Source organism: Limnoglobus roseus (assembly GCF_008254045.1).
In the GTDB taxonomy this organism is placed as follows: Bacteria; Planctomycetota; Planctomycetia; order Gemmatales; family Gemmataceae; genus Limnoglobus; species Limnoglobus roseus.
This window is the reverse complement of record NZ_CP042425.1, coordinates 8,485,630-8,511,813: the sequence shown is the minus strand read 5'-3', so window position 1 is coordinate 8,511,813 and position 26,184 is coordinate 8,485,630. Positions and strand designations below refer to the sequence as shown.

17 protein-coding genes are annotated in these 26,184 nt (G+C 66.2%); 7 read left to right on the top strand and 10 right to left on the bottom strand.

Going from position 1 to position 26,184, the window contains the following annotated elements; translation table 11 throughout:
- Positions 1-5: 5 nt before the first annotated feature.
- Complete coding sequence (locus PX52LOC_RS36325; protein WP_149114676.1) at positions 6-695, bottom strand: HAD family hydrolase; 690 nt, start codon at positions 693-695, stop codon at positions 6-8.
- A 26-nt stretch (positions 696-721) separates the two neighbouring features.
- Positions 722-1,423 carry an ROK family protein gene (locus PX52LOC_RS36320; RefSeq protein ID WP_149114675.1) on the bottom strand — a complete coding sequence of 234 codons (702 nt, stop codon included), beginning with the start codon at positions 1,421-1,423 and terminating at the stop codon, positions 722-724.
- A gap of 589 nt (positions 1,424-2,012) precedes the next feature.
- Here PX52LOC_RS36320 and PX52LOC_RS36315 point away from each other — a divergent pair.
- From PX52LOC_RS36315 to PX52LOC_RS36305, 3 genes are read left to right on the top strand one after another with little or no spacing between them, the layout of a single operon-like run.
- Positions 2,013-2,873, top strand: a complete 861-nt coding sequence (locus tag PX52LOC_RS36315) for a hypothetical protein (RefSeq protein ID WP_149114674.1) — start codon at positions 2,013-2,015, stop codon at positions 2,871-2,873.
- Positions 2,851-3,441, top strand: coding sequence for an RNA polymerase sigma factor (locus PX52LOC_RS36310; RefSeq protein WP_149114673.1), 591 nt, complete (start codon positions 2,851-2,853; stop codon positions 3,439-3,441). The genes PX52LOC_RS36315 and PX52LOC_RS36310 overlap by 23 nt, the downstream gene beginning before the upstream one ends.
- Positions 3,438-5,819 (top strand): protein kinase domain-containing protein, encoded by a 2,382-nt coding sequence (locus PX52LOC_RS36305; RefSeq protein ID WP_149114672.1) that lies wholly within the window; start codon positions 3,438-3,440, stop codon positions 5,817-5,819. The genes PX52LOC_RS36310 and PX52LOC_RS36305 overlap by 4 nt, the downstream gene beginning before the upstream one ends.
- 81 nt (positions 5,820-5,900) lie before the next feature.
- On the opposite strand, the gene PX52LOC_RS36300 is transcribed toward PX52LOC_RS36305, so the two are convergent.
- Together PX52LOC_RS36300 and PX52LOC_RS36295 are read right to left on the bottom strand one after the other, a co-directional pair.
- Positions 5,901-7,478: a sulfite reductase subunit alpha gene (locus tag PX52LOC_RS36300; RefSeq protein WP_149114671.1), complete on the bottom strand. Its 1,578-nt coding sequence runs from the start codon at positions 7,476-7,478 to the stop codon at positions 5,901-5,903.
- A gap of 8 nt (positions 7,479-7,486) precedes the next feature.
- The gene (locus PX52LOC_RS36295; RefSeq protein WP_149114670.1) at positions 7,487-9,292 is read right to left on the bottom strand and encodes a NirA family protein; all 1,806 of its coding nucleotides are present in this window, start codon (positions 9,290-9,292) and stop codon (positions 7,487-7,489) included.
- 698 nt (positions 9,293-9,990) lie between these two features.
- Between PX52LOC_RS36295 and PX52LOC_RS36290 the strand changes: the two genes are divergently transcribed.
- Positions 9,991-10,320 (top strand): SET domain-containing protein-lysine N-methyltransferase, encoded by a 330-nt coding sequence (locus PX52LOC_RS36290; protein WP_246173571.1) that lies wholly within the window; start codon positions 9,991-9,993, stop codon positions 10,318-10,320.
- A gap of 125 nt (positions 10,321-10,445) precedes the next feature.
- Positions 10,446-10,679: a hypothetical protein gene (locus PX52LOC_RS36285; RefSeq protein WP_149114668.1), complete on the top strand. Its 234-nt coding sequence runs from the start codon at positions 10,446-10,448 to the stop codon at positions 10,677-10,679.
- A 109-nt stretch (positions 10,680-10,788) separates the two neighbouring features.
- On the opposite strand, the gene PX52LOC_RS36280 is transcribed toward PX52LOC_RS36285, so the two are convergent.
- The 4 genes from PX52LOC_RS36280 to PX52LOC_RS36265 form a co-directional block, all read right to left on the bottom strand.
- Positions 10,789-11,802 carry a WD40/YVTN/BNR-like repeat-containing protein gene (locus PX52LOC_RS36280; RefSeq protein ID WP_149114667.1) on the bottom strand — a complete coding sequence of 338 codons (1,014 nt, stop codon included), beginning with the start codon at positions 11,800-11,802 and terminating at the stop codon, positions 10,789-10,791.
- A 21-nt stretch (positions 11,803-11,823) separates the two neighbouring features.
- Positions 11,824-12,747, bottom strand: a complete 924-nt coding sequence (locus PX52LOC_RS36275) for a DUF481 domain-containing protein (protein WP_149114666.1) — start codon at positions 12,745-12,747, stop codon at positions 11,824-11,826.
- 106 nt (positions 12,748-12,853) lie between these two features.
- Positions 12,854-13,768, bottom strand: a complete 915-nt coding sequence (gene ftsY / locus PX52LOC_RS36270) for a signal recognition particle-docking protein FtsY (protein ID WP_149114665.1) — start codon at positions 13,766-13,768, stop codon at positions 12,854-12,856.
- Between the two features lie 87 nt (positions 13,769-13,855).
- The gene (locus PX52LOC_RS36265; protein WP_168219421.1) at positions 13,856-14,779 is read right to left on the bottom strand and encodes a DUF4419 domain-containing protein; all 924 of its coding nucleotides are present in this window, start codon (positions 14,777-14,779) and stop codon (positions 13,856-13,858) included.
- A 478-nt stretch (positions 14,780-15,257) separates the two neighbouring features.
- Between PX52LOC_RS36265 and PX52LOC_RS36260 the strand changes: the two genes are divergently transcribed.
- On the top strand, positions 15,258-16,490 hold the full coding sequence (locus PX52LOC_RS36260; RefSeq protein ID WP_149114663.1) for an acetate/propionate family kinase: 1,233 nt from the start codon (positions 15,258-15,260) through the stop codon (positions 16,488-16,490).
- Positions 16,487-18,916 carry a phosphoketolase family protein gene (locus PX52LOC_RS36255; RefSeq protein WP_149114662.1) on the top strand — a complete coding sequence of 810 codons (2,430 nt, stop codon included), beginning with the start codon at positions 16,487-16,489 and terminating at the stop codon, positions 18,914-18,916. Before PX52LOC_RS36260 ends, PX52LOC_RS36255 begins: the two co-directional genes overlap by 4 nt.
- A 37-nt stretch (positions 18,917-18,953) precedes the next feature.
- Here the strand turns inward: PX52LOC_RS36255 and PX52LOC_RS36250 are convergent, their stop codons facing one another.
- Positions 18,954-22,361 (bottom strand): efflux RND transporter permease subunit, encoded by a 3,408-nt coding sequence (locus tag PX52LOC_RS36250; RefSeq protein WP_149114661.1) that lies wholly within the window; start codon positions 22,359-22,361, stop codon positions 18,954-18,956.
- Positions 22,358-26,176, bottom strand: a complete 3,819-nt coding sequence (locus PX52LOC_RS36245; protein ID WP_149114660.1) for an efflux RND transporter permease subunit — start codon at positions 26,174-26,176, stop codon at positions 22,358-22,360. Before PX52LOC_RS36245 ends, PX52LOC_RS36250 begins: the two co-directional genes overlap by 4 nt.
- Positions 26,177-26,184: the final 8 nt, after the last annotated feature.

Sequence of the window (26,184 nt, the reverse complement as noted above, 5' to 3'; positions counted from 1 at the left end):
ACGACTTATCCAGGTGCCCGACCCAACCCTACTAAGTCGTCGGCCAAGATGCGGTCGATCAATTCAGTGACGCCGAAGCCACGGGCACCGGCGGTGACGAGGTCGGCCCGCTCCTTCACCGCCGGCAGCGCGTTCGCCACGGCGACTGCACAGCCGCACAGGGTGAGGAAGGCGTGATCGTTCTCGGCGTCGCCGACGCCGACCACTTGCTCTAGTGGAATCGCCAGATCGGCCAGCGTCGGCACAAGCCCCGTCGCCTTTGTCACGCCGGACGGCAACGCCATCACCGACCCCTTGTTGAAGATGACGTGCCACTCCAACCCCAGGTCGCGGATGGCCGCGAGGACTGCGTGTTCGTGCGGTTCGACGGTCGCCACGATCGACCGGCCGACCGACAGTGGCACGCCCTCTTTCTTGAGTCGGTCGATGAACTTCGCCGGTGGCGGTTCTGTCAGCAAGCGGACGTTCTTCGTCGCCGGGTCGTAGACGAGTGCCCCGTTCTCGGCCACGATGCGGTCGAAACGGTCGATGTGCGGGCACGTCGCGAACAGGTCGTCCAGTTCCCGCCCCGTGACCATAATGAGCTTCCGCCCGGACGCCCGGAACCGGTCGAGGGCGGTCAGTGTCTTCTCGTCCAGAATGCCGTCGTGGGCGACGGTGCCGTCGTAGTCGGTCGCCAGAGCCAGGTAGCGCATCGGAGTTCACCCCACGGAATGAGATTTCAGCGAACGACCCGCCACGCACCCGACGGGGCGTAGTCGTGGCCCTCAATCCACTCGTCCCAGAGGCGGAAGCCCCCGGTCATGGCGTCCTGGTTGCCGCCGCGGCGACAGCCCTCCGGCGGCGGGTCGATCAGTTCCGCGTTGCCACCGCCGAGCAGAATTTCATCGACCTGGAACGCCTTCATCAACTCGCCCGTCACCGCGGTCAGGGAGGCCCGCCAGTTGTCCTCGCCATGCTGTTGCAACCCGGCCTTTCCGAGTCGGTCCGCTAACGACTCGCCGCGGGCGTAGGGCAGGCTGCCGAGTTCCAGCGGGATGACCACTCGCTCCGTCACCAGCGCCGAACCGAGGCCCGTGCCCAACCCCAGAAAGAGCATCCGCCCTTCCTGGTAGCCGCCGAGTGCTTGCAGCACGGCGTCGTTGACCACGCGGACGGGTTTGCCGAACGCCTTCTCGTAGTCGAAGCCGACCCAGCCGTCGCCGAGGTTACCTGGCTCTGCCTCTGGTCCTTCCGGACCGACCACGCCGGGGTAGCCGAGCGAGACAACGGTGTATTCCCAGTCGGCCGTGTGCTCGCGGACCCGCTTGACCATGTCCTCGGGTGTCAGTTCCGGCCCAGAATCGAACGACCGCGACTCCTCCACGCCCGTAGCCAGGAATTTGACGTGCGAACCGCCGATGTCGATGACCAGAACTTTCATGAACGCCCCCGGTGACGGATCAGCAGGCTGATATTTAACTTGCGGCGAATCGACTCTCGAATTCGGGGCGGTCGCGCCGAGAAAATACCCGACCGCTCCGAATTTTGGCAAACAGTGGCAAGTTTCGCGCCCGCTTCCTGCCGCCCGCGGTGATTAAGATGGAAACATGGTGGCCGCGACGATGGATCTGTCGCGGAGATCGATCCCACCCGTTTAGGTACTTATGAAGACCCCTCACACTCGCCCACTCGCGCTCGAACCCATCGAGGATCGGCTTATGCCGTCCCGTGGATGGGAGGAACCCGCCGCGCCACGCGCCGACGCGACGGTGGCTACGCAGTTTCGGGTTCCGGAAGCCCTCACGGAACAGAACTTCGGGCCCGGCGACCGCATTGACGTGCGCGACATTCCGTTGCGAGGGATGGCCGAAGACAAGTTCGGCAGTTCCTTTGGGGAATTGGCCACTGCTGAGAAAATTGCTGCCCCCCCGGCCGCCGTCTTCCGTGAAACACTCACGCCTCTTGCGAATCGGATCCTAGCTCCGACGATCGGCCTGTCCGCTGCGGCTGGCCTCACGGACCGTGAATCGATGCCAGTGTCCGCAGTCGTCTCGGGCTTCGCGTTCGGCAATCGCATCGACCCGCGGGACCTCCGACTCCACGAATCGACCGACGCGGTTCAACTCCGCCCGGTGACGTTCTTCCCGTGGGGGAACCCGAATCATGTGGCCGAAGACACGGCCGGCGGCAACCCCGAGGAACCGGCCACGGCCGAAAGGTTCGCTCCCCCTCCGGCCGCCCTCCACGCGGAAACCGTCACGGCCGCCGGGCTTCGAAACACCGTGCCGACGACCGGCCGGACCGTCGCGGCCAACATCTCGGACCGCGAACCGACGATGGTGTCTGCCATCGTGCCGAACGTGCCGCCCGTCCTGCCGCCGACCGAGGCTCAAACGAACCGGCCGACCGCCGACCGGCCCGTCGCCCCGACGGTTGACAATACCTGGCCCGTGGTGTTCGTGGGTCAACTTCCCGAGAGAATGGAACAACAGCCGCCCGCGGATGTGGACGGGGCCAAGTCCGATTCGCCGAAGGCCGTCCCGACCCCGCCAGAAGAAGCCCCGGTTCCAAGCCTGGTCGAACGCGCAATCGAGGCCGTCCTGCCGGGCGGGACGCCATTCCACGGCGTGCTGCCGCTGGCCGAGGAGTGGATCGAGACGGGCGTGACCGATCTCCTCGCCGGCATTGAAGGCCTGGGCGAGGACACGGTCGGCGGCGTGCCGCTGTGGGAACAGGCGACGTGGTTGGCCGGGGCGGTGTTGGTCCTCGGCGGCGTGACCTACACCGTGCGGATGAACCGCGGCCGCCGCCAACTCGACCGGGCCGTGATCGGAACCGATTCCGCCCTCGCCCGCTGGGAGGACAAGAATGCCCGACGAACAATTGGATGACGTCCTCGGTCAACTGAACCGAGGCGAGCTTGAGGTGGCGGAAGCCCTGTTCCGGGCGTACACGCCGTACCTCCGTGCGATCGTCCGGCGGCAGTTGTCCGACCGGCTGCGCTCGCAGTTCGACTCGGCCGACGTTGTCCAATCGGTCTGGGTGCAGGTCGTGAAGCACCTCGGCCAAGAGGGGTGGCCCGTCGGCACGGAGGAGCAACTCCGCGGCCTGCTGGCGACCATCGCCAAGCGACGGCTGTACAACCGCGTTCGTAAGGACGACACCGGCCCTGACGTTCAAGAGAAGGCGTTCGAGGAGTGGGACGCCGCCGGCCCCCAACGGTTCGCCCGGGCGAGCGAGGTCGCCCAGGCGGACGAAACCTGGACGCGGATGCTCGCCCTCTGCCCGCCGGAACACCAGCAAATTCTCCACCTGCGGCGGGAAGGCTTATTGCTCGATGAAATCGCCGCGCGAACCGGCCTGCACGAGGGGAGCGTTCGCCGCATCCTCCGCCGCCTCGCCCGCGAACTGGCGATGAAGCAAGAACCCCTCACGGCCGACGCCGAGATGGTCGAATGACGGCCGTTTCTTCCCTCTCCGCCCGCGTCGAGCAGTTGGCCGACGCGATGGTCGCCGACTGGGAGGGCGGAACGACCCATCCCGCGGAACAGTACCTGAACCGCTGCCCCGAACTCTGGCAGCACCCCGACGCCGCCTTGGAACTGCTCGCGGAAGAACTCACCCTGCGCGACGAGCGCGGCTGGCCGGTCGCCGCCGGGGAACTGGAAGCCCGCTTCCCGCAGTGGCAACCGCAGGTGCAGGCGCTGCTGGAATGCCAGCAAATCCTCGGCCCGCGGTTGTCGCCGCCGCAGTTCCCGCAATCCGGCGAGACCCTCGGCGGTTTCCTCCTGCAATCGGAGTTGGGCCGCGGTGCCCACGGCCGTGTTTACCTCGCGAGCCAATCGACCCTGGCCGACCGGCCGGTGGTGCTGAAGGTTAGCCCCATCGCCGGCGACGAACACCTCTCGCTCGCCCGGTTGCAACACACCAACATCGTCCCGCTCTACTCGGCCGAGGACTTCCCTGCCAAGCGGTTGCGGGCGTTGTGCCTGCCCTACTTCGGCGGCCTCACGCTCGCCGAGATTCAATCGGACCTCCAGGATTCGGCCGAACCGCTAGCCGGCCGCGATCTGTTGAACGCCTTGCCCTCATCGCCGGATCAGCACGGGCCGACCTGGAGCTACCTTCAGGAAGCCAGCCTGACCGACGCTGTCTGTTGGATCGGGGCGAGCCTCGCCGACGCCTTGCAGTACGCCCACGACCGCGGAATTCTTCACCTCGACCTGAAGCCGTCGAACGTGCTGATCGCGGCCGACGGCGTGCCGATGTTGCTCGACTTCCACCTCGCCCACCCACCCCTGGCCGCCGGCTCTCCGGCCCCGACCTGGCTCGGTGGCACGCGGGCGTACATGGCCCCCGAACACTGCGCCGCCGTCGAGGCGGTCCGCTCCAGTGGCACAATTCAAACGCCGGTCGGCCCGGCCGCGGACGTGTACTCGCTCGGTGTCATGCTCCGCGACTTCCTGCGCGCCACCCGCTGCCCCGTCTCGCACGGCCTGTCAGACGTCCTCGACCGCTGCACCGCCCCCACCTTGGCGAACCGCTACGCCCACGCGGCCGACCTCGCGGCCGACCTGCGGCGGCACCTCTCCGACCTGCCGCTGAAGGGCGTGACAAACCGCAGCCTGATCGAGTCGTGGGGAAAGTGGCGGCGGCGACGGCCGTATGCGTTGCCGCTGGCCTTCACGCTCGCGGCTTTGCTCGTCGGCGCGGGCGGTGTGGTGATTTCCTCCGTTCGGCTGAGCGATCGCGCCGCGCACGCCCTGGCCGACGGCCGCGGGTATTTGTCGCAGCACCGGAATGCGGAGGCCGCGGAAGCCCTCCGCGGGGCCGAGGCGATGATCGAAGGGCTGCCCTTCCAGGCGAAGGTACGGTCCGAAATTCGCGAAGCCCGCCACGCCGCAGACCGGGCCGTCGTGGGCGAGAACCTGCACGCCTTCGTCGAAAAGTTGCGGTTCTTGGCCGTCGTCGATGACCTGCTGCCGGAGCAACTTCGCAAGATCGACCGCGAGTGCCGCACGCTCTGGGACCAGCGCGAGAAACTGATCGCCGAGTTCGGCCGCGAGAACCCGGACTTGTTGGAACTGGGTATCCTCGCGACGGCGGTGCGGGTTCGCGCGGCGTCCCCGGACCAAAACGCGGCCGCCGTGGCGGAATCGCGGTCCGCCCTTGACGAGATGGAACGATTGTTCGGGGCCACGCCCGTCCTCGACCTCGAACGGGCACGGTACGCCGGCGAACCGAACATGCCCCCACGGACCGCGAAACAACCGACCGCACGCACGAGTTGGGACCACGTCTGGGCCGGCCGCTCACACCTGGCGGCGGGCCGGACCGACCTGGCCGTCCGCGAGTTCGACGCGGCCGTGCAACTCGACCCGCAACTGTTGTGGGCGAACTATTATCACGGCGTTGCCCTGCTGCGGGCGGACCGTCCTGCCGACGCCATGGCCGCGTTTACCGCGTGCGTCGCCCTCGCCCCGCAGGCCGCGTGGTGCCGCTTCAACCGGGCGCTCGCCTACGGGAAACTCGACCGCTCCGACGCGGCCCTCGCCGACCTGGATGCCGCGATTTCGCTGGACGTCTCGATGTGGTCCGCCCACTGGGAGCGGGCCGCTGTGAACTTGAAGTTGCAACGGCCAAAGGAGGCGCTCGCGGACCTCGGCCGTGCAACGGCCGCGGGTGCGCCGCCGGCCGACACCCACTACCGGACGGCGGTAGTTAACGTGGCGCTGAACGACCGTGCGGCTGCGGCCGCTCAACTGCGCGAGTGCCTGCGACTGGACAGCGGGCACGCAGCCGCGAATCAACTCTTGCAGCAATTGGGCGGGAAGTAACGATGGCGGGCGAAGCCCAGGGACGGCCGTCCCTGGGCTTCGCCCGCCATCGAGAGACTGAAACCGGCTCGTCTCGGCGCTTCAGTACACGTCGCGCTGGTATCGCTTGTCCTTGCTCATCGCCTTAATGTACTCCTTCGCCGCATCGGCCGACATCTTCCCGTGTTGGCGGACGACCTCGTGCAAGGCGTGGTCCACGTCCAGGGCCATCCGCCGGGCGTCGCCGCAGACGTAGAAGTGTGCCCCGGCTTCCAGCCATTTCCAGAGTTCTTCGCCGGCTTCCAGCATCTTGTGCTGAACGTACACCTTCGCTTCTTGGTCGCGCGAGAATGCCAGGTCGAACCGCGTGAGCACGCCGGCGTTCGTGTAACTTTCCATCTCGTCGCGGTAGAGGAAGTCGTACTCCCGTCGCTGGTCGCCGAAGAACAGCCAGTTCTTGCCGGCCGCCCCGCTGATCGACCGCTCTTGCAGGAACGCCCGGAACGGGGCGATGCCGGTGCCGGGGCCGACCATGATGACCGGCACGTTTCCGTCCGCGGGCAGGCGGAACCCGGACGACGGGTGGACGAACACGCCGACCTTCTGCCGGGTGCGGAGCGTCTCGGTGATGAAGTTCGACGCCACGCCCTTGCGAACGCGACCACCCTGCGTGTACCGGACCACGCCGACGGTCAAGTGAACTTCCTCCGGGTACACCTTCAGCGACGACGAGATCGAGTAGAGCCGCGGTTGAAGCGTGGGCAAGGTGGCCACCACGTCCGCGACCGGCGCGCGGGCCGACGAGAACTGTTCGAGAATGTCAAGAACGTCCCACGTGGCCGGGATGCCCTCCACGTCGTCTTCGATCAACGTCTTGAGGGTGGCCGCTTCCGACGGATCGGTCGCCCGGCCGGCGAGTAACGCCGCGAGGTCATCGCTGACCTTCGTGATGACGCAGTGCCGGGCGAGCGCGTCGAAGGCGTGCAGTTCCTGACCGTCGGCCACCGTCACGACCTCGTCACCGCGAACGCCGAGGGCTTTGAGGATCGCTTCCACCAACTCCGGGTCGTTCTCCGGGATCAAGCCGAGGGCGTCGCCGACGTCGTACTTCAGGCCGCTGCCGCGGAGCGAGAAGGCGACATACCGCACGTCCTTCTCCGAGCCGGTCGCGTTCAGCGGGCGGGCTTCCAGGAGCGGGGCGGGGAACGGGTTGTGGCGGTCGTACACGCCCTTGCGGACGGCGGGCTTGGCCTTCGCCGGCTTGGCGTGCCCGTTGGCCTCGGCGACCGGCAGCGCCTTCCGCCCGGCGACGATCTCCTTCAGCTTCTTTGACGTGTCCTTGCCACCCGGCGAACACTTCGTCAGATCCTTCTCCTCGCCGTTGGCGATGGCCTCGGAGTACGTCTTACACACGTACCCGCACGCCCCGCAATCGAGCTGCGCCATCGCGGCCATCATTTGGCGTTCCGGCGGCTTCCCCTCGGCCAACTTCATCCGCTCGTCGAGTTTCAGGTTCGGGTCGTGCCAGGGGAAGTCTTCCTCGACGACCGGCGGCGCGGCCGGCGTCGCGGGGGCGGCCGGACTCGAAGCGAGGCCGAAGACGCCGGCGAAGAAGCCGTTCAACCACGACCGCTGGGCGGACGTGAACGGGGCCGTTTCCGGGAGGAGGGGGGCGGGCATCGCGAAGCTCACGAGAGGGAAATCGGTTGGCGGACCGGGCCGAACCACTGCTGGAGTTGTTCGGTCGGGTGCTTCCGCACGAAGTCGTTGAACGAGTCGTCCGGCGACGCGCGGTGGTCCAAGTACGCCCGGAGCATCTGCTCGATGGCCAGGGGGGCGTCGGTCGCGGCCACGCTGCGGTACACCTCGCGGCCGATGTGCTGTTCCTCGCCGTAGCCGCCGCCGACGAAGATGTGATAGCCCTCGACCATCTCCTCGCCGACTTCGACGCCGGTGCCGATCAGGCCGATGTCGCCGAGGTAGTGCTGCGCGCACGAATTCGGGCAGCCGGTGACGTGAATGTTCAACGGGTGGTCGAGCGTCAGCCGGGGTTCGAGGTAGTTCGCGATCTCGGTCGCGTGCTGCTTGGTGTGGGCCGCGGCGAACTTGCACCCCGCCTTCCCGGTGCAGGCGACGAGCGCGCCGCGGACGTTCGAGGCGTCCCAGTGCAGGCCGAGGTCTTCGATCCGCCGCTTCACTTCCGGGATGTTCTCGCCGGCGATGTCGGAGATGAGCAAGTTCTGCCACACGGTCAGGCGGATCGTGCCGCTGCCGAACTTCTCAGCGATCTCGGCGAGGCCGTGCATCTGCTCCGTTTGGAGGCGGCCGACGGGCAACAGAACGCCGACGTAGAAGAGGCCGGGTTGCTTTTGCGGGTGAACGCCCATGTGCCCGTGCTTGGCGACCGGCGGCCGCGGGTCGCACTCGGCGAGCGGGAACCGCGTGAGTTTGTAGCCGAGCTTCTGCTCCGTCTCCTCGACGTACTTCGCGTGGCCCCAACGGTCGAGGACGTACTTGAGGCGGGCCTTTTTGCGGTCGGTGCGGTCGCCGTTCTCGTTGAAGACCTTCACCACCGCGTCGGCCACCGGCACACACTCTTCCGGCTTGAGGAGGACGCCCTCGTCCTTCGCGAAATCCTTGTGGCCACTGATGCCGCCGAGTTGCAGGCGGAAGTAGACGCCGGCCGGCACGCTCTTGCCCTCGCCGACGCGGACGGCCGTGAAGCCGATGTCGTTGGTGTCTTCGAGGGCGCTGATCGCGCCGCCGCCGTCGAAGGCGATGTTGAACTTCCGCGGTAGGCCGTACATCTCGCGGTGGTGCAAGATGTGGTAGTGCATGGCCCGCGCGAGCGGCCGGGTGTCGGTGAGTTCCTGCGGGTCGATGCCGGCGGTGGCGCTGCCGGTGACGTTGCGGATGTTGTCCGCCCCGGACCCGCAGATGAGGATGCCTAGGTCTTGCAAGCCGAGGACGACGTCCGGGCCGCGGGCCGCCGGGATTTCGCGAATCTGAAGGTTGGCCCGCGTGGTCACGTCGGTGTAGCCGCCGCCGCAGTCGTCGGCGATGGCGGCGATGCCGCGAAATTGGTGGGCCGTCAGGATGCCGCCGGGCATGCGCATCCGGCACATGTACGAGTCTTGCGCCGGGGCGACGTGGAACAGGCCGTGGTACTTGAACGCGAGTAGGTCTTCGCCCTTCGGGAACTTCCCCTCGGCCGCGTGCTTGACCATGTCGTCCCACATGTCCAGCGGGTGCCGCTTCCGCTTAGCTTCCTCCTGCGAGCAGAGTTTCTTCCCCTCGGCCATCTGCTTGTTTTGGGCAATGAAGTGGACGGCGTCCGGCCCGCTCGGCACCGCATCCGCTGGCTTGCCATTGGCAGCTCCGTTCAGGCCGAGCGTGCCTGCGAAAGTTGCCAGCCCGCGCGATCCGAGTGTGAGTTCTGCCCCGCGGACGAAGCCTTCCAGGTAGTTCTTCTGGTCGTCGTTGAAGTCGCTCATGGGTGTTCCATCCTGGGGCGTAACGGCCCATTTCCTCCCGGCATCAAGTGAGGCCTCGATCCATACGGTGCGGGCGCACGGGAAGTGTGGAAATCGCGAACTTCAGAGATGATGGGGAGGAACGCACGAACGTACTGGCTCACAAATTATTGCCAGGCTGAGATAGCCCGGGAAATCGTCCGGGAACCGCCAACCCCAAGTGTGTGAGTGTTTCCAGAGTACTTGTGGGAGGCACCACGACAGAAAGCACCCCCCGTGCCGCGTCGATGTAGCCGTGAGAGCGGGACGAACCAAACCCTGAAAAGCTAGCTCTTTCGCACGAATTTTTGCCCGGATTTCACCTTGCGATTTCCCTCCATCCGCGGGGAGTGCCTAAAGTTGTCGCACGACGCGACGTGTTTCGTGGCATCGCCAAAATCGTCAATATTTCCCCCGCCGAGTGGCGGGTTCCAGCAAACCACGTGAGTGGACACCTATCATGCTGTGAAGCCGAAGGAATTACGCCGAGGAGAGGGTTTATAGGCCGTCGGGTGCGGGTTGCTCGTTCGATCCCGCACCTTTGCCGGCACGCCTGAACCGTTCCCGTGCCACTATCGTTATGGCATTCGCCCCGTATCGTGTGGAACCCGTCGATGAACGATCCCGGACCGCGAACCGTTCTCTCACCCCCTCCACTTCTCATCAAAAAAGTCCGCGGCATGGGCCGGGGGGTTTTCGCCGGATGTGCGTTCCGCACCGGTCAGGTCATTGAGGTCTGCCCGGTCTTGGTCCTTGCGCCGGACGTTCAAGAGCGGTCCTTGGGCGTCCTCAGCGACTACGTGTTCAAGTGGGGTGAGGATGCCGGCCGGCTCGCGGTGGCGCTCGGGTACGGCTCCCTGTACAACCACTCGAACAACCCCAACGCCGCCTTCGTCTGCCGACTGTTGAGAGGCGAGATCGTCTTCCGGGCACTGCGGCCCATCGTGGCCGGGGAGCAAATCCTGATCGACTATCAGTGGGGCGAGAAGGACTACCGGGCATTTTCTTGACGGCCCACCGCGGCGGATCTTCCGTCGTTTGGCACACTCCTTGCAAAGTGATTTCCCGTCCAGGCCAACGGGCCTCACCGTGATTACCATCGCGGTAAGTTGTTTCTCAGCAGGGAGTACGAACCATGGCCGATACTATCCGTGGCAAGCTGGCCGAAGCTGGCAATGCTGTTGTCGAAACCGCAAGCAAGGTCGGACACAAGGTGGCCGAAAAGGCTGAAGAGGCGACAAACTGGGTAAAGGAAAAGGCCCATCAAGTCCAGAATCGGGCCGACGAAGCTGCTCAGAAGACGGAGAACGCGGCCGAAGCCGCGAAGGAAGACGCCAAGGCGAAGGATGGGACCTGCGGTTGTTCGTAAGAACAGCCTCTTCATAGATGCGGCCCGCTCCGGTTGGAGCGGGCCGCGTTATTTTCCGCTGGGCGGTTGCGCATGCTCCTGCTCATCCTGTGCGTGAGATTCGCTCCGTTCACTTCTTTTCAAACGTCGCGATTCGCCCTTTTGGGCCGGCGGCCCACCCCGCGCCGGCGGTGGTGAATCGCACGCTGTTGTAGTTCTCACGGTCGAGTTCTTTCCACGTCACTCCATCGTCGAGCGAAACACTGCTCCCCGATGTGCCGACCGCCACCCAACGGTCCTTCGCCCACGCGACGCCCGACCGGAAGGGCAAGGCCGGTTCGACGAGTTTCCACGTCTTGCCACCGTCGCGGGTGACGGCCGCGGTCGCTCCGCCCTCGGTTGGTTTGCGGTAGTCGCCGCCCACGATGATGCCGTGATCGCGGTCGCGGAACGCGATTGAGAACGCCCCTGCCGATTCGACGGCGGCGGTGATCGGCGTTTCGCTCACCGTCCAGTGTTGTCCGCGGTCGGCCGTGTGAAAAACGCGGGCTTGCTTCGCTCCGCCGGTCACGAACCAGGCGTCCTTTTCGTTCTGCGTGACGAGGCAGGTGCCGCTGGCCGCGAACGCGCCTTCCCCCTTGAGAGCGGTCGGCATGTTGTCGGTCGGCAGGGGCTTCCAGGTGGTCCCGCCGTCGTCGGTGGCGATCAGACGGTAGTGCCCCTTCACCGGGTCGCTGAGGGCGAGGCCGTTCTTCTCGTCCCAAAACGCGAGGGCGTCGTAGAACGCCTCGGGGTCGGCGTTCTGGAATTGCAACTTCCACGACTGGCCGCCGTCCGTTGTTTTGTAGATGCGAGAATCCCCGCCCGGACCGATGCTGAGCACGATCGCGACCGCCTCGCCGAACGCCTCCACGTCGCGGAAGTCGAGTTTCTCTGCCCCCACCACTGTACTGAACTGCCACGTCTGGCCGCCGTCGGTCGTCCGACCGACCGTGCCATTCGTGCCGCTCACCCACGCGACCTTCTCGGTCACGGCACACAATCCGCGGAAGTCGGCGTCCACCTTCGTGGGTTGTTGTCGCCACTGAGCGTGGGCGTTTAACGTGAGGAACCCGAGAAGAAGTGCCGGCAGGATGGTTTTCATCCTGCCATCCTATGCCCCGGCTCAGAACTTGAAGCCGAGGGTGGTGAAGTACGTCAGGTCGTTGCGCTTGGCGTTGCCGGGGTCGCTGTCGTACCGCTCTTGGATGCCGACGCGGAAGATGGCCCCGATCGACGGGTCGAGCAGGTACTCGTAAGCGAACCGGCCGCGCATCCGGAACTGCCGAATGTCCTCGACCCGCGGATAGAAGTCGAGGATCGAGACGAGGGTTGAGCGGTCGGTCATCTTGTACCGGAAGTCGTACCCGAGCAGGAATTCCGCGAGCCACCGACTCGGCGACCCCTCCGTGCCGAGTTCTCGCGTGGCCCCGGCCCCGGCCCGCAGTTTGAACGTGAAGTCCTTCTCGTCCACGAGCCGGAGCGCCGTCCCCGCGTAAACGCCGACGCGGAAACGGTAGGCCCGGAATTCGTCGTATTCGATTTGCGACGCCGTGAACGCCGACCACCGGCTGCCCGAGAAGAGGATTTCGTCGCGGGCGTTGTAGAGCACCTGATGGCTCTGCGCGGTGCCGTTCTGCTGCGAGTAGACGTACTGAAGGTCGGACGTCAGCGCGTTCGATTCCGTCTTCCGCCGCACGTTCCAGCCGCCGCGGATGTTGAAGATGTCCGAGTTCCCCGTCGCGCCGTTCAAGCCCAGGTCCGCACTGCCCGACCAGGTTTTGGGCGGTGGCGGTGGGGGCGGAGCGGGTGGCAACAAGCCACCGTCAGGGGTGTTCGTCGCGGGCGTATCGGAGACGACCGGGGCCGGGCGTGGAGCGGCCGGCGGGTCCGATTTCTTCGGGAAGAGTGTGTCCGGCGTGAACGTCTCGCTCAACGGCGTGCCGGACGCCGCGCGCTGACTGACCGGCGGCGGCGACGAAATTTGGGCCGCGACCCACCCGTGACCGAGGAGTAATCCCAGGAGAACCCAGGCGAATCGCGGCGGCATTCGGGATCGGTCCTGCTCCGAGTGGCGGGGCGTGTCGGCCGGCGCGGCCGCGAACTTGATGCGTAACCGAAAATCCACGCCGCCGCAAGCCGACCTTTTGGCCGCCTTACCCCTTCTCGAACAGGGCCGCCACGAAACCGTCCGGGTCGAACGGCTCCAGGTCTTCCATCTGCTCGCCGACGCCGACGAACTTCACCGGCAGGCCGACCTTCTGCTTGATCGCGAAGATTGCGCCGCCCTTCGCCGAGCCGTCGAGCTTCGAGAGCATGATGCCGGTACAGTTCACCGCCTTGCCGAACTGCTCGGCCTGTGCCACCGCATTCTGCCCGGTCGTGGCGTCGAGGACCAGGAACACCTCGTGCGGTGCGCCGGGAATTTGCTTCTGGACGATGCGGTGAATCTTCTCCAACTCGCGCATCAGGTGCGTCTGCGTGTGCAGGCGGCCGGCCGTGTCCACGATGAGCACGTCGAACCCCTTGGCCTTCGCCTTCTCGCAGGCGTCGTGGGCGACGGCGGCCGGGTCGGACCCTTGCTGCTGCTTGACGATCTCGCACCCGATGCGGCCGGCCCACACCGTCAGTTGCTCGACGGCCGCCGCCCGGAAGGTGTCGCACGCGGCCACGACGACTTTCTTCCCTTCACTTTGAAGGCGGTTCGCCAGCTTCGCGATGGACGTGGTTTTGCCGGACCCGTTGACGCCCGCGATCATGATGACCGTCGGCCCGCTCGCGGCGTAGCGGATGCCTTCCGACGGGTCGGCCAGCAGTTCGCGCAACTTCTGCTGCACGAACTCCATCACATCCTTGCCGACTTCCTTGTCGATGAACGCCTTGCGGACGCCCTCGACGATGCTCGTGGCCGCGGTCGTGCCCACGTCGGCGAGCAGCAGTTGGTCTTCGAGTTTCGCGAGGAATTCCTTGTCCACGCGGTGGTTGCCGGTGAACAGGTTGGCGACGCCGGTGAAGACGTTACGGGTCTTCGACAGGCCCTTCTTGATCTTGCTGAAAAACCGACCGAGCATGGCGAACCTTCGTGCGGGCGCGGATACAGGTAACGGACATTCTAGGGGGGCGCCCTCGCCTTTGACCCGGCTGGTTCTAGCCGTTGCTCAAGTCGGAGAGACGTCGCGGACGGCCCAACCGATTTCGGGTTTAAGCTGCAGGGTGGTGACGTCCTGTCGGACGCCCACGAACCCACCAAGGAACTCCATGTCGAAGGACTGATCCAAATACTTCCAGACGAACGGGGCACGGGCCAGGCCGCTTGGGAATTGAGGTGTCGTCGGGCCGTTGCCGAAGGCATTCCTCGCGTCCGCGGGCGGATAGAGGATGGATTGAAGGCGCTTGCCGCCCTGCCGCAACCACGGATTGGGATTGGTGGCCAGCCCGGTTCGCCAATCCTTGAGGTACGGGAAAAAGGCCGTGATCCAACCGCTGGTGTAAGGCCCGCCGCTCCCGCCTTCCTGTTTATAGATGGACTGCCAGAACTTCGCGCTCGGCCGCCCCATCGCCGCGGCGATGAACTCTTGGAGGATCGGTGTCAGGGCGCTCACCCACCAACGGAGATCGAACGCCTCCAAGTCGCGTACCCGCCGGGCCAACTCGGTCCAGTCGTCGGCAGTCCCCTCCAGCGCGATTTGTGGAATGCCGCACATGGTGACGAACTCGTAGGTGAAGTACGACTGCATCGCCTCCATCAGCACGATTTGAGCCGCCGCTCGTTCCCGAGGGCCGGTTGTCGAGAAGTTCGGAAGTAAGAGTTCGTGGGTTTGTGCGCCGACATGCCCACGAATCTGGTCGGTGAACTTGACGAATACTTCCTCCCACGGGTTTTCCGGCGATCCTTTGACGAAGTCGTCCCGTCGGATGGTGATCGTCAACTTGTCTGAGTGCTGCACGAACTTTGACCGTAGGGCTTCCGCGTTCGCGTTAACGTGGTGGGCGAACCCCTGAGCGATCAAGAGCCACACGATGTCCGGCGACAGGACGAGCGGTCGGTGGTCCTGAAAGGCGAGGTGGACCGCCGCTACCACGGGATGAAACCCGACGTCTCTGACGAGTCGACCGTGATACTGTGAGCAGGCTTCGGCCGGTCGGAACCGCGGTACCCTGGCCCCAGGCGCAGGTCGGACCGGTTGTCGCTCCAGCAAGGCTTCGACGGCATCCTTGTAGGCGACCTCGCCCAGCACGGATGTCGCGGGGCAGACGGTCGAAACGTCGAAGGCTATTGCTTCCGGCCAATGTTCCTCTGGCGGTCGCGTGCGGAACACTTTCGAGAGACCCATACGAAACCTCCTGAGCGTCCGGCGGCAATACCAACCGACATCGTGGCGAGTGTCCCGAGTCGTGTCAACAATATTGCCCCACACCCGTTCGTGTGTTCCGCGGAAGGTTACCACTCCCGACCAAGCCATCTAAGGGTGGACGCCGGTGAGGCCGACTCCGTGGCCGACCGGCGGGCGGCGAATAAACTGGCGCTGAACTCGCGATTCTCGTGGGAGTTAGCGGCTCGTGGATACACCTCAACACCCGCCGAACGAACGGACCTCATGGGGCGAGTCCGTCCTGACGCTCAACGGGGGTTCCTCAAGCATCAAGTTCGCGGTGTTTGCTCGAACCGGGGTGTCCGCCCGGTTGCTCGCCGGGGCCGTCGAGCGGGTTGGTTCGCCGGAAGCGTTCCTGCGGGCGACCGAGCGCGGGGTTGAGGTGGATCGAAAGCCGATCACGGCGAAGGATCCGGCCCGGGCGGCCGAGGAGTTAATCGACTGGCTGGAAGGGCAGGGTGTCCTCGATCATGTCGTCGCGGTCGGCCATCGGGTCGTCCACGGCGGGCCTGACCATGTCGAGCCACGGGCCATTGACGCGGCCCTCGTCGCCGATCTTCGCCGCCTTGTGCCACTAGACCCCGACCACCTGCCCGCCGAAATCGCGTTGATCGAAGCCCTGATCCGTCGGCGGCCGGATCTGCCGCAAGTCGCGTGCTTCGACACAGCCTTCCACGCCACCCTGCCGCCGGTTGCCCAACGATTGCCGATCCCGCGGCGGTACGGCGTCCGGCGGTTCGGCTTCCACGGCCTCTCCTACGCCTACCTGTTGGAAGAACTCCGCCGCACCGCCGGGGTGGCGGCCGACGGCCGGGTGATTCTCGCCCACCTCGGGTCGGGGGCCAGCATGGCGGCTGTCCGCGACGGTGTTTGCATCGACACCACGATGGGCTTCACGCCGACCGGCGGCCTCGTCATGGGCACCCGCACCGGCGACCTCGACCCCGGTGTCCTCGTCCACCTTCTGCGAACGGAAAGCCTCACGGCCGACCAACTCGACCATTTGGTGAACCACGAAGCGGGCCTGAAGGGCGTGTCGGAGACGAGTTCCGACATGCGCGACTTGATGGCTCACGAGGCAACGGACGAACGGGCGGCCGACGCCGTGGCCCTGTTCTGCTACCAGGCCAAGAAGTTCATCGGGGCGTTGGCGGCGGCTCTCGGCGGCGTGAACACGCTGGTCTTCGCCGGCGGGATCGGCGAGAATGCCCACGAGGTTCGCGCCCGTATTTGTGACGGGCTTGGTTTCCTAGGAATCGACCTGAGTTTGGCCGACAACGCGACCAACGCGGCTGTGATTTCCTCGGGTGCCGGCGACGTGGTCGTCCGCGTCATCCCGACCGACGAGGAAGTGATGATCGCCCGGACGACGGCCCGCGTCCTCGGCCTGAGTTTTCAACACGAGGACCCGACGCCATGACGGATCAACCGACCGACCGCCCACTCGACCCGGCCACGCTTACGGCCATCGACGCCTACTGGCGGGCGGCGAACTACCTGTCGATCGGGCAGATCTACCTGCTCGACAACCCGCTCCTCCGCGAGCCGCTCCAGCGGAAGCACGTCAAGCCGCGGCTGCTCGGCCACTGGGGCACGACGCCGGGCTTGAACTTCATCTACGCGCACCTGAACCGGGTCATCAAGCGGGACGACCTGAACGTGCTCTACGTCGCCGGGCCGGGGCACGGCGGGCCGGGGATCGTGGCGAACACCTACCTCGAAGGCACGTACACCGAAGTCTACCCGAACGTCTCCCAGGACGCGGCCGGTCTGAAGCGGCTGTTCAAGCAGTTCAGCTTCCCCGGCGGGATCGGCAGCCACTGCACGCCGGAGGCGCCGGGGTCGATTCATGAAGGCGGGGAACTCGGTTACTCCCTCTCGCACGCCTACGGGGCCGCGTTCGACAACCCGGACCTGATCGTCGCGTGCGTCGTCGGCGACGGCGAGGCCGAGACGGGGCCGCTCGCCACCGCGTGGCACTCGAACAAGTTCCTCAACCCCGTCCGCGACGGGGCGGTGCTGCCGATCCTCCACCTGAACGGATACAAGATCGCCAACCCGTGCTTCCTCGCCCGCATCCCAGAGGACGAACTCCGCAAGCTGTTCGAAGGCTACGGCTACGCGCCGATCTTCGTCGAAGGCCACGAGCCGGCGAAGGTCCACCAGGCGATGGCCGCGGCACTCGACCACTGCCTCGCGGAGATCAAGCGGGTGCAGACCGACGCCCGCACCAACGGCTTCCAGGGCCGCCCGGCGTGGCCGATGATCGTCCTCAAGACGCCGAAGGGTTGGACCTGTCCGCACGAGATCGACGGCAAGCAGGTCGAGGGCTCGTGGCGGAGCCATCAGGTGCCGCTGTCGGACATGAACTCCGAGGCGCACGTTCGCGTCCTGGAAACGTGGCTAAAGTCGTACCGGCCTGAGGAGTTGTTCGACGCGACCGGCAAGCTGCAGCCGGAACTGGCCGCCCTCGCCCCGACCGGCGAGAAGCGAATGGGGGCGAACCCGCACGCCAACGGCGGGCTGCTCCTGCGCGACCTCGAACTGCCGGACTTCCGAGCCTACGCGGTCGAAACGCGCGCCCCCGGTGCGGCGTCGGCCGAGGCCACGCGGGTACAAGGCAAGTTCCTCCGCGACGCGATGAAGCTCAACCGCGACGCGAAGAACTTCCGCCTGTTCAGCCCCGACGAGTTGGCCTCGAACCGCTGGCAGGACGTGCTGGACGTCACCGATCGCTGCTACACGGCGGACCTGGAACCGAACGACGGCACGCACCTGTCGCCCGACGGTCGGACGATGGAGGTGCTGAGCGAACATCAGTGCCAGGGGTGGCTCGAAGGCTACCTGCTCACCGGCCGGCACGGGTTCTTCTCGTGCTACGAGGCGTTCGTTCACATCGTCGATTCGATGCTCAACCAGCACGCGAAGTGGTTGAAGGTCTGCCGGGAGGTGCCGTGGCGGCGGCCGATCGCGTCGCTCAACTACCTGCTCAGTTCGCACGTCTGGCGGCAGGATCACAACGGTTTCTCGCACCAGGACCCCGGCTTCCTTGACCACGTCGTAAACAAGAAGGCCGAGATCGTCCGCGTCTACCTCCCGCCCGACGCGAACTGCCTGCTGAGCGTGACCGACCACTGTTTGCGGAGCCGCAATTACGTGAACGTGGTGGTGGCAGGGAAGCAGCCCGCGCCGGTGTGGCTGACGATGGCCGAGGCCGTCCCGCACTGCGTGGCCGGCGTCGGCATTTGGGGCTGGGCCGGTAGCGATACCGGGGCCGAACCGGATGTCGTGCTTGCCTGCTGTGGCGACGTACCGACGCTGGAAGTCCTGGCCGCGTCGAGCTTCTTGCGGGAGCACTTGCCGGCCCTCAAGGTGCGTGTCGTGAACGTCGTGGACTTGATGAAACTCCAGCCGGCGAGCGAACACCCGCACGGCCTGCCGGACAAGGATTTCGACGCCCTCTTCACGACCGACAAGCCGATAATCTTCGCCTTCCACGGCTACCCGTGGCTCATCCACCGGCTGACGTACCGGCGGACCAACCACAAGAACCTGCACGTCCGCGGGTACAAGGAAGAGGGCACGACGACGACGCCGTTCGACATGTGCGTGCTGAATCAGATCGACCGCTTCAACCTCGTCGCCGACGTGATCGACCGCGTGCCGGGGCTGGCCGTGAAGGCCGCGGGAGTGCGGCAGTTGGTCCGCGACAAGCTCATCGAGCACCGCCAGTACATCCACGAACACGGCGAGGACCTGCCCGAGATCAGCGGCTGGGCGTGGGGTCAAAAGGGTGTGGCCCGGATTGGGTCGGCGGCCGCGGACACCGCCTCGGATAACGGGTAGAGCCGGGCGGAACCGCGTCACGGCCGTGCAAGAGGTGTCACTCCGCAAGCGGGATGAGTGCCTCGGTCGCCCGGGGGACTAAGGCCTCTTTCCGCTTCTCCTCTTCGTAAACCTTTTCTTCCGGCGCGTGCGTCTCGGCTTCTTTCGGCTTCGCGTGTTCGTCCCGGCCGAACCAGTGGACGACGCGGAAGAAGACCGGCGTGAGGAAGATGCCGAACAGCGTTACGCCGAGCATCCCGGCGAACACGGCCGCACCCAAGCTCCGCCGCATCTCGGCCCCCGCCCCCTCCGAGAACACGAGCGGCAGCACGCCGAAGATGAACGCGAAGCTCGTCATCAGGATGGGCCGCAACCGCAGGCGGCTCGACTCGATGGCCGCGTCGCGGACCGACTCGCCGGCCTCGTGCTGCTGCTTCGCGAACTCGACGATGAGGATGGCGTTCTTACACGCCAGCCCGACGAGCACGATCAGGCCGATCTGAGTGAAGATCGTGATGTCCTGCCCGGCCACGTTCACGCCGAGGATTGCGAACAGCAAGCACATCGGCACGACGAGGATCACGGCGAGCGGTAACTTCCAACTTTCGTACTGTGCGGCCAACACCAGGAACACGAACACCACCGCGAGGATGAAGGCGTAGATGGCGGTGTTGCCCGCCTGGTTTTGCAGGAAGGTTAGCTCCGTCCAGTCGGCGGCCATCGCCCGCGGCAGCGACTGTGCGGCGATGCCCTCGACCAGCGGGACGGCCTCGCCGGTGCTGACGCCGGGGGCCACGTCGCCGGTGATGACGGCCGCCGGGTAGAGGTTGTATCGCTGCACCAGCACCGGGCCGCTCGTGTCGCGGATGGAGAGGACGGTGCCGAGCGGCATCATCTGGCCTTGGCCGTTCCGCACCTGGATCTGGGCGGCATTCCGCACGCGGTCGCGGAACATTGGGTCGGCCTGGATGTTCACCTGCCAGTTGCGGCCGAACTCGTTGAAGTTGTTGACGTAGTACGACCCCAGGTTGTACTGGAGGGCGTTGAACACGTCGCTCACCGAGACGCCGAGGGCGGCGCACTTCGTCCGGTCCACGTCGAGGTAAACCCACGGCGTGTCGAACCGGGCGGAGTTGAACAGCCCTTGCAACTGTGGCGACTTGTTCCCGGTCGCCGCGACTTGATCGCTGACACGCTGCAGTTCGGCAAGGCCGAGGTTGCCGCGGTCTTGGATGACGAGCTTGAACCCGCCGGTCGTGCCCAGGCCCTCGATCGGCGGCGCGCCGAACGCCCGTACCGACGCCCCGCGGACGGCCTTCCGGCAGTTCTGCTCCAACTCGCGGGAGATGCTCTCGGCCGTCAGGCCGGGGCGGTCCGCGAACGGCTTCAGCATGACGTACAAGGAGCCGAGGTTCGGCGCGTTCGCGTTCAGGATGAGCGACTGCCCGGAGATGCCGACGGTGTGATCGACGCCCGGCGTGTCGAGGGCCGCCTTCTCGATGCGGGCCATCAGCCGTTGCGTGCGCTCGAGCGCCGCGGAGTCGGGCAGTTGCACGTTGAGGATGAGGTAGCCCTTGTCCTGCTGCGGCACGAAGCCGGTCGGCGTGCGGACGAACTCGTGGTACGTCAGGTACAAGAGGCCGCCGTAGAGCAGCAACACGATGATCGCCAGCCGCAACAGGTACCCGACGATCTTCGCGTAGAGGCTCGTCGTCGCCTCGAACGCCGTGTTGAACAGGCGGAAGAACCAGCCGAGTAGGAAGTCGAGCGTCTTTTCGAGGAAGTCTTTCGGGGCGTGCTTCGGCTTCAGGAGGATGGCCGCGAGGGCAGGGCTGAGTGTGAGTGAGTTGAACGCCGAGATGAGCGTGCTGACGGCGATGGTCACGGCGAACTGGCGGAAGAACTGGCCCGTCACGCCGCCGATGAACGCGGCCGGCACGAACACCGCTGACAGCACGAGTGCGATCGCGATGACCGGACCCGTCACCTCGTCCATCGCCTTCCGCGTCGCTTCTTTCGGGTCTAGCCCTTTCTCCAGCCACCGCTCGACGTTCTCGACGACGACGATGGCGTCGTCCACCACGATGCCGATGGCCAGCACGAGGCCGAACAGCGTGAGCGTGTTCAGCGAGAAGCCGAACGCGGCCATGACGGCGAACGTGCCGACGACGGCGACGGGCACGGCCACGAGGGGGATGATGGCCGCCCGCCACGATTGGAGGAAGACGAGGACGACGATGGCCACGAGCAGGATCGCTTCCAGCAGCGTGCGGTAGACCTCGTTGACCGACTGACGGATGAACGGCGTGGTGTCGTAGACGATCTTGTACGTGAGGCCGTCGCTGAACCGCTTCGACAGCGTCTCCATCTTCTTCTTCACTTCGTCGCCGGTGTCGAGGGCGTTCGCCCCCGGCAGGCCGTAGACGGTCAGCGCCACCGTCGGCTGACCGTCGAGCGTCGCGGCTTGGTCGTACTGTTGCGCGCCGAGTTGCACGCCGCCGACGGTCTGTGATCGGCCGGCGTCGTCGGTCACTTGCCGCGACGCGGACACCACGTCCCGCAACCGCACCACGGCCGACGTCTGACCCGTGCTGCTGGCGGCCGTGCCGGACGTGTTGGCGGTCGAGGCGGCCGACGAGTCGGCAGGGGCGGTCGTCATCATGGCCGTCTGCGCCGCCTGGGCACCGGCCGGCCCGCCGGGGGCGACCTTCACGATGATGTCGGCGAACTCGTCGGCGTCAATCAGTCGGCCGCGGGTGTTGATCGTCAGTTGGAACTGCTGGCCCTTCGGCACCGGCTGCTGGCCGATCTGCCCGGCCGCCACCTGCACGTTCTGCCGGGTGATGGCCGTGACCACGTCGGTCGCGGTCAGGTTGAGTGACGCGAGCTTGTCCGGGTCGAGCCAGACCCGCATGCTGTAGTCGCGCTGGCCGAGGTAGCCGACGCTCGCCACGCCGGGGATGCGGCCGAGTTCGTCGCGGATTTCGATGGTCGCGTAGTTGCTCAGGTACGTGTCCGGGTACCGGCCGTCGGACACGAGGTTGACGATCATCAGCGTGTTCGGCGACTGCTTCTTGACGACGATCCCTTCCCGCTGCACCAATTCCGGGATGACCGGCTGGGCCAGGCTCACGCGGTTCTGCACGAGCACCTGCGCGATGTCGGGGTTGGTGCCGAGCTTGAAGGTGACGGTGAGCGTGTACGTGCCGTCGTTGGTACACTGGCTGGACATGTACATCATGCCCTCGACGCCGCTGACCTGCTCCTCGATGGGGGCGGCCACCGTGTCTTGCAACGTCAGCGAATTCGCACCGGGGTACACGGCCGTCACCACGACCGTCGGCGGTGCGACTTCCGGGTACTGCGCGATCGGCAACGTCTGCGCCGCCACCACGCCGGCGAGGGTGACGACGATGGACAGCACCGACGCGAAGATCGGCCGGTCGATGAAGAATCGCGAGATCACGCCGACTGCCCTCCGTTGGTTCCCGACCGGAACACGCTCCGCAAGAGGGGAGCGAACACCGCAACCGCGGCGCCCGTGCCCACGGCAATGGCCACGGTCAATGGCATCCGGCCGACGCCGAGTTCCGCGAGCAGGTAGCCCACGATGGCACCGAGCAAGGCCCCGATGAGCGCGAACCCGCCCCACCGCGTGACTCCGGCGTTGAACGCCTTCGCGTCCACGCCGCGTTGAATGAGCACGAAGAAGACCGGCGTCAGGAACACGCCGAACAGCGTCACGCCGAGCATCCCGCTGAACACGGCGATGCCGAGACTGCGGCGCATCTCGGCCCCGGCCCCCGACGCGACGATAAGCGGGACCACGCCGAGGATGAACGCGAGCGACGTCATCAGAATGGGCCGGATGCGCAACCGACTCGCTTCGACGGCCGCCACGTCACGCGGCTTCCCTTCCTTGTGCAGCAGCTCGGCGAACTCGACGATGAGGATGGCGTTCTTGCACGCCAGCCCGACGAGCACGATCAGGCCGATCTGCACGAAGATGTCCACCGACTTGCCGACGAGCAGGATGCCGCCGACCGAGCAGAGCAGGCACAGCGGCACGACGAGGATGACCGCGAGCGGCAGCGCCCAGCTCTCGTAGAGTGCGGCGAGGGCGAGGAAGACGAACACGACCGCGAGCAGGAAGACGTAGATGGCCGTGTTGCCGGTGCGGATCTGGAGGTAGAAGAGTTCCGTCCACTCCGTCGTCATCGCCCGCGGCAGGCTCTCTTTCGCCACACGGTCCACGGCCGCGATGGCGTCGCCGGACCCCACTTCGAGCGGCACGTTCCCGCTGACGGCCGCGCCGGTGTAGAGGTTGTAGCGGTTCACCGACACCGGCCCGTTGATCTGCCGCAGCCGCACGAGCGTGGCCAGCGGGACCATCTCGCCCCACTTGTTCCGCACTTGGAGCAAACTGATGTCCTTCGTCTCGTTGCGGAAGTCCCCCTCGGCCTGCAACTTCACCTGCCAGTGCCGGCCGAAGGCGTTGAAGCTGTTCGCGTACAGCGAGCCGAGGTAAATCTGCATCGTCTGGTTCACGTCGTTCAGGTCCACGCCGAGCGACTCAACCTTCGTGCGGTCCACGTCGAGGTACAACTGCGGCGTCCGCGAGCGGAACTGCGTGATGACGGAGTTGACCGTCGGCTCTTTTTGCAGCTTCGCGACGAAGGCGTCGGTCTGCTTCTGGAGTTCGCCCAGGCCCAGGCCGCCGCGGTCCTCAACCACGATCTTGAAGCCGCCGGCCACGCTCAAGCCAGGGACCGGGGCCGCACCGAAGACCTTCACGTCGGCGTCCGTGATCGTGGCGAACTTCTTCCGCAACTTCGCCATGATCGCCGCCCCCTTGCGGTCGGGGGCCTGCCGCTTGTCGAACGGGTCGAGGACGACGAAGATGCTGCCGTAGTTGGAACTGTTTGCCTGGGCGACCATCGACATCCCGGCGGCCGACGTGGTGTGCGCGACGCCGGGCGTTTCCAGGGCCATCACCTCGGCCTGGTGAATGACCCTCTGCGTCCGGTTGAGCGACGAAGAGTCGGGCAACTGGATGCTCACGATTAGCCGCCCCTGGTCCTGTTCCGGGACGAAGCCGAGCGGGGCCTTCTGGAACGTCCAGTACGTCAGGGCCAACAGGCCGCCGTACCCGATCAGCACGAGCAGGCTGACCCGCAACAGGCGGGCGAGCGTCCAGGCGTAGGCGGAAGTGCCGGCGGCGAAGCTCTTGTTGAACAGCCAGAAGAACCAGCCGAGCAGGAAGTCGAGACCGCGGGTCAGCCAGTCCCGGCCGTGTTCCCGCTTTCGCATGAGGATGGCCGCGAGCGCCGGACTGAGCGTCAGCGAGTTGATTGCGGAGAAGACCGTCGAGGCGGTGATCGTCACGGCGAACTGCCGGTAGAACTGGCCGGGGATGCCGCCGACGAACGCGCACGGCACGAACACGGCACACAAGACGACCGCGATGGCGACGACCGGGCCGGTCACTTCCTCCATCGCCTTGTACGCCGCCTCCTTGGGGCTGAGGCCGTGTTCCAGCCATCGCTCGACGTTTTCGACGACAACGATGGCGTCGTCCACCACGATGCCGATGGCGAGCACGAGGCCGAACAGCGAGATGTTGTTCACCGAGAAGCCGAGGGCGAGCATGACGGCGAACGTGCCGAGGATGGCGACCGGCACGGCGATCATGGGGATGATCGCGGCCCGCCAGTTCTGCAAGAAGACGAGCACGACGATCGCGACGAGGCCGACCGCTTCGAGGAGTGTCCACTTGACGTCGTTGATCGACTCGCGGATGAACGGCGTCGTGTCGTAGGCGATGTCGAAGGTGATGTCCTCCGGGAACCGCGCCCGCAGTTCCTCCATCTTGGCCCGCACGCGGTCGCCGGCGTCGAGGGCGTTCGCGTCCGGCTGGAGGCGGACGGCGAGGCCGACCGACGGCTTGCCGTCGAAGGTCGCGCCGTTGTCGTAGGTCGCCGCCCCGAGTTCGATGCGGGCCACGTCGCTGAGGCGGACGACGGCGGTCGCGGCGTTCGGCCCGCCGTCGAGCGACCCGCCGGACAGCGAGTTCGCGCCGACCACGCCGCCCGTCGTGGCCACCATCGGGATGCCCTGGTTCGTGCTGCTCGTCGAACTGCTGCTTCCGCCAGCGGCGTTCATCCCGTTGGTGGAACTTCCCATGCCGGCGAGTGCCGTACCGCCCGTCGCCGGGCCGGGCGCGAGTGGGTTGCCGAGCGCACTGCCGAGGAGCATCACGTTCGAGGGGTTCGCGGAACTCGACCCGCCGGACGCACTGGACCCGGACGACCCGGAGCCGTTCGGAGTGCTTTGGCCCGTCGAACCAGTCGAAGGGGTCGAGGATGTCGAAGTCGAAGACGACGTCGAGCTATTCATGTTCATCATGCTGCCGACGGTCGGCATCGGCATCGTGGGCATCATCGGTCGCATCGTGGACGTGCTCGATCCGCCACCGCCGGAACTCGTCATCATGGAGGGCAGCGGTCGGCTTCCACCCGCCTTCACGATGATGTCGGCGAACTGCTCAACTTCCGAGAGTCGGCCGCGGGTGTCGAGCGGGAACTGGAACGACCGCGTCTTCCCGCCGGGCGGCTGGCCGACGCGGCCGAGGGCCGCTTCGATGTTCTGTGCCCGGACGGCGGTCGCCACGTCCAGGGCCGTCATGTCGTGGGCCGCTAACCGCTGCGGGTCGAGCCAGACGCGCATGCTGTAGTCGCGCTGACCGAACACCGTCACGTCGGAGATGCCTTCCTGACGGAGCAGCTCGTCGCGGATCGCGACCGTGGCGTAATTGCTCAGGTAGACGTTGTCGTACCGGCCGCCGGGGGAACTAAAGCTGATGATCATCAGCATGTCCGGCGTCCGCTTCCGCACGGTGATGCCCTGCTGCTGCACGGCCGTCGGCAGTTGCGGCATCGCGAGTTGCACGCGGTTCTGCACCATCACCACGGCCGAGTTCAGGTCGGTGCCGATCTCGAACGTCACGGTCAGGCTGTACGACCCGTCGTTGCCGGAGTTCGACGACATGTACAGCATGCCCGGCACGCCGGTGACTTGCTGCTCGATGGGGGCGGCGACCGTGTCGGCCACCACCTGCGCGCTCGCGCCAGGGTAGCTGATCGAAATGGTCACGGCCGGTGGCGTGATCGGCGGGTACTGCGCGACCGGCAGGTTGAGGAGCGCCAGCACGCCCGCGAGCGAGATGACGATCGACACGACGGCCGCGAAGATCGGGCGATCGACGAAGAATCGGCTGAACATGGGCCGTC

Bases quoted from the DNA above. Each gene is read 5' to 3' on its own strand.
- PX52LOC_RS36325 (WP_149114676.1), bottom strand. From the start codon at position 695: ATGCGCTACCTGGCTCTGGCGACCGACTACGACGGCACCGTCGCCCAC.
- PX52LOC_RS36320 (WP_149114675.1), bottom strand. From the start codon at position 1,423: ATGAAAGTTCTGGTCATCGACATCGGCGGTTCGCACGTCAAATTCCTG.
- PX52LOC_RS36315 (WP_149114674.1), top strand. From the start codon at position 2,013: ATGCCAGTGTCCGCAGTCGTCTCGGGCTTCGCGTTCGGCAATCGCATC.
- PX52LOC_RS36310 (WP_149114673.1), top strand. From the start codon at position 2,851: ATGCCCGACGAACAATTGGATGACGTCCTCGGTCAACTGAACCGAGGC.
- PX52LOC_RS36305 (WP_149114672.1), top strand. From the start codon at position 3,438: ATGACGGCCGTTTCTTCCCTCTCCGCCCGCGTCGAGCAGTTGGCCGAC.
- PX52LOC_RS36300 (WP_149114671.1), bottom strand. From the start codon at position 7,478: ATGCCCGCCCCCCTCCTCCCGGAAACGGCCCCGTTCACGTCCGCCCAG.
- PX52LOC_RS36295 (WP_149114670.1), bottom strand. From the start codon at position 9,292: ATGAGCGACTTCAACGACGACCAGAAGAACTACCTGGAAGGCTTCGTC.
- PX52LOC_RS36290 (WP_246173571.1), top strand. From the start codon at position 9,991: ATGGGCCGGGGGGTTTTCGCCGGATGTGCGTTCCGCACCGGTCAGGTC.
- PX52LOC_RS36285 (WP_149114668.1), top strand. From the start codon at position 10,446: ATGGCCGATACTATCCGTGGCAAGCTGGCCGAAGCTGGCAATGCTGTT.
- PX52LOC_RS36280 (WP_149114667.1), bottom strand. From the start codon at position 11,802: ATGAAAACCATCCTGCCGGCACTTCTTCTCGGGTTCCTCACGTTAAAC.
- PX52LOC_RS36275 (WP_149114666.1), bottom strand. From the start codon at position 12,747: ATGCCGCCGCGATTCGCCTGGGTTCTCCTGGGATTACTCCTCGGTCAC.
- ftsY (WP_149114665.1), bottom strand. From the start codon at position 13,768: ATGCTCGGTCGGTTTTTCAGCAAGATCAAGAAGGGCCTGTCGAAGACC.
- PX52LOC_RS36255 (WP_149114662.1), top strand. From the start codon at position 16,487: ATGACGGATCAACCGACCGACCGCCCACTCGACCCGGCCACGCTTACG.
- PX52LOC_RS36245 (WP_149114660.1), bottom strand. From the start codon at position 26,176: ATGTTCAGCCGATTCTTCGTCGATCGCCCGATCTTCGCGGCCGTCGTG.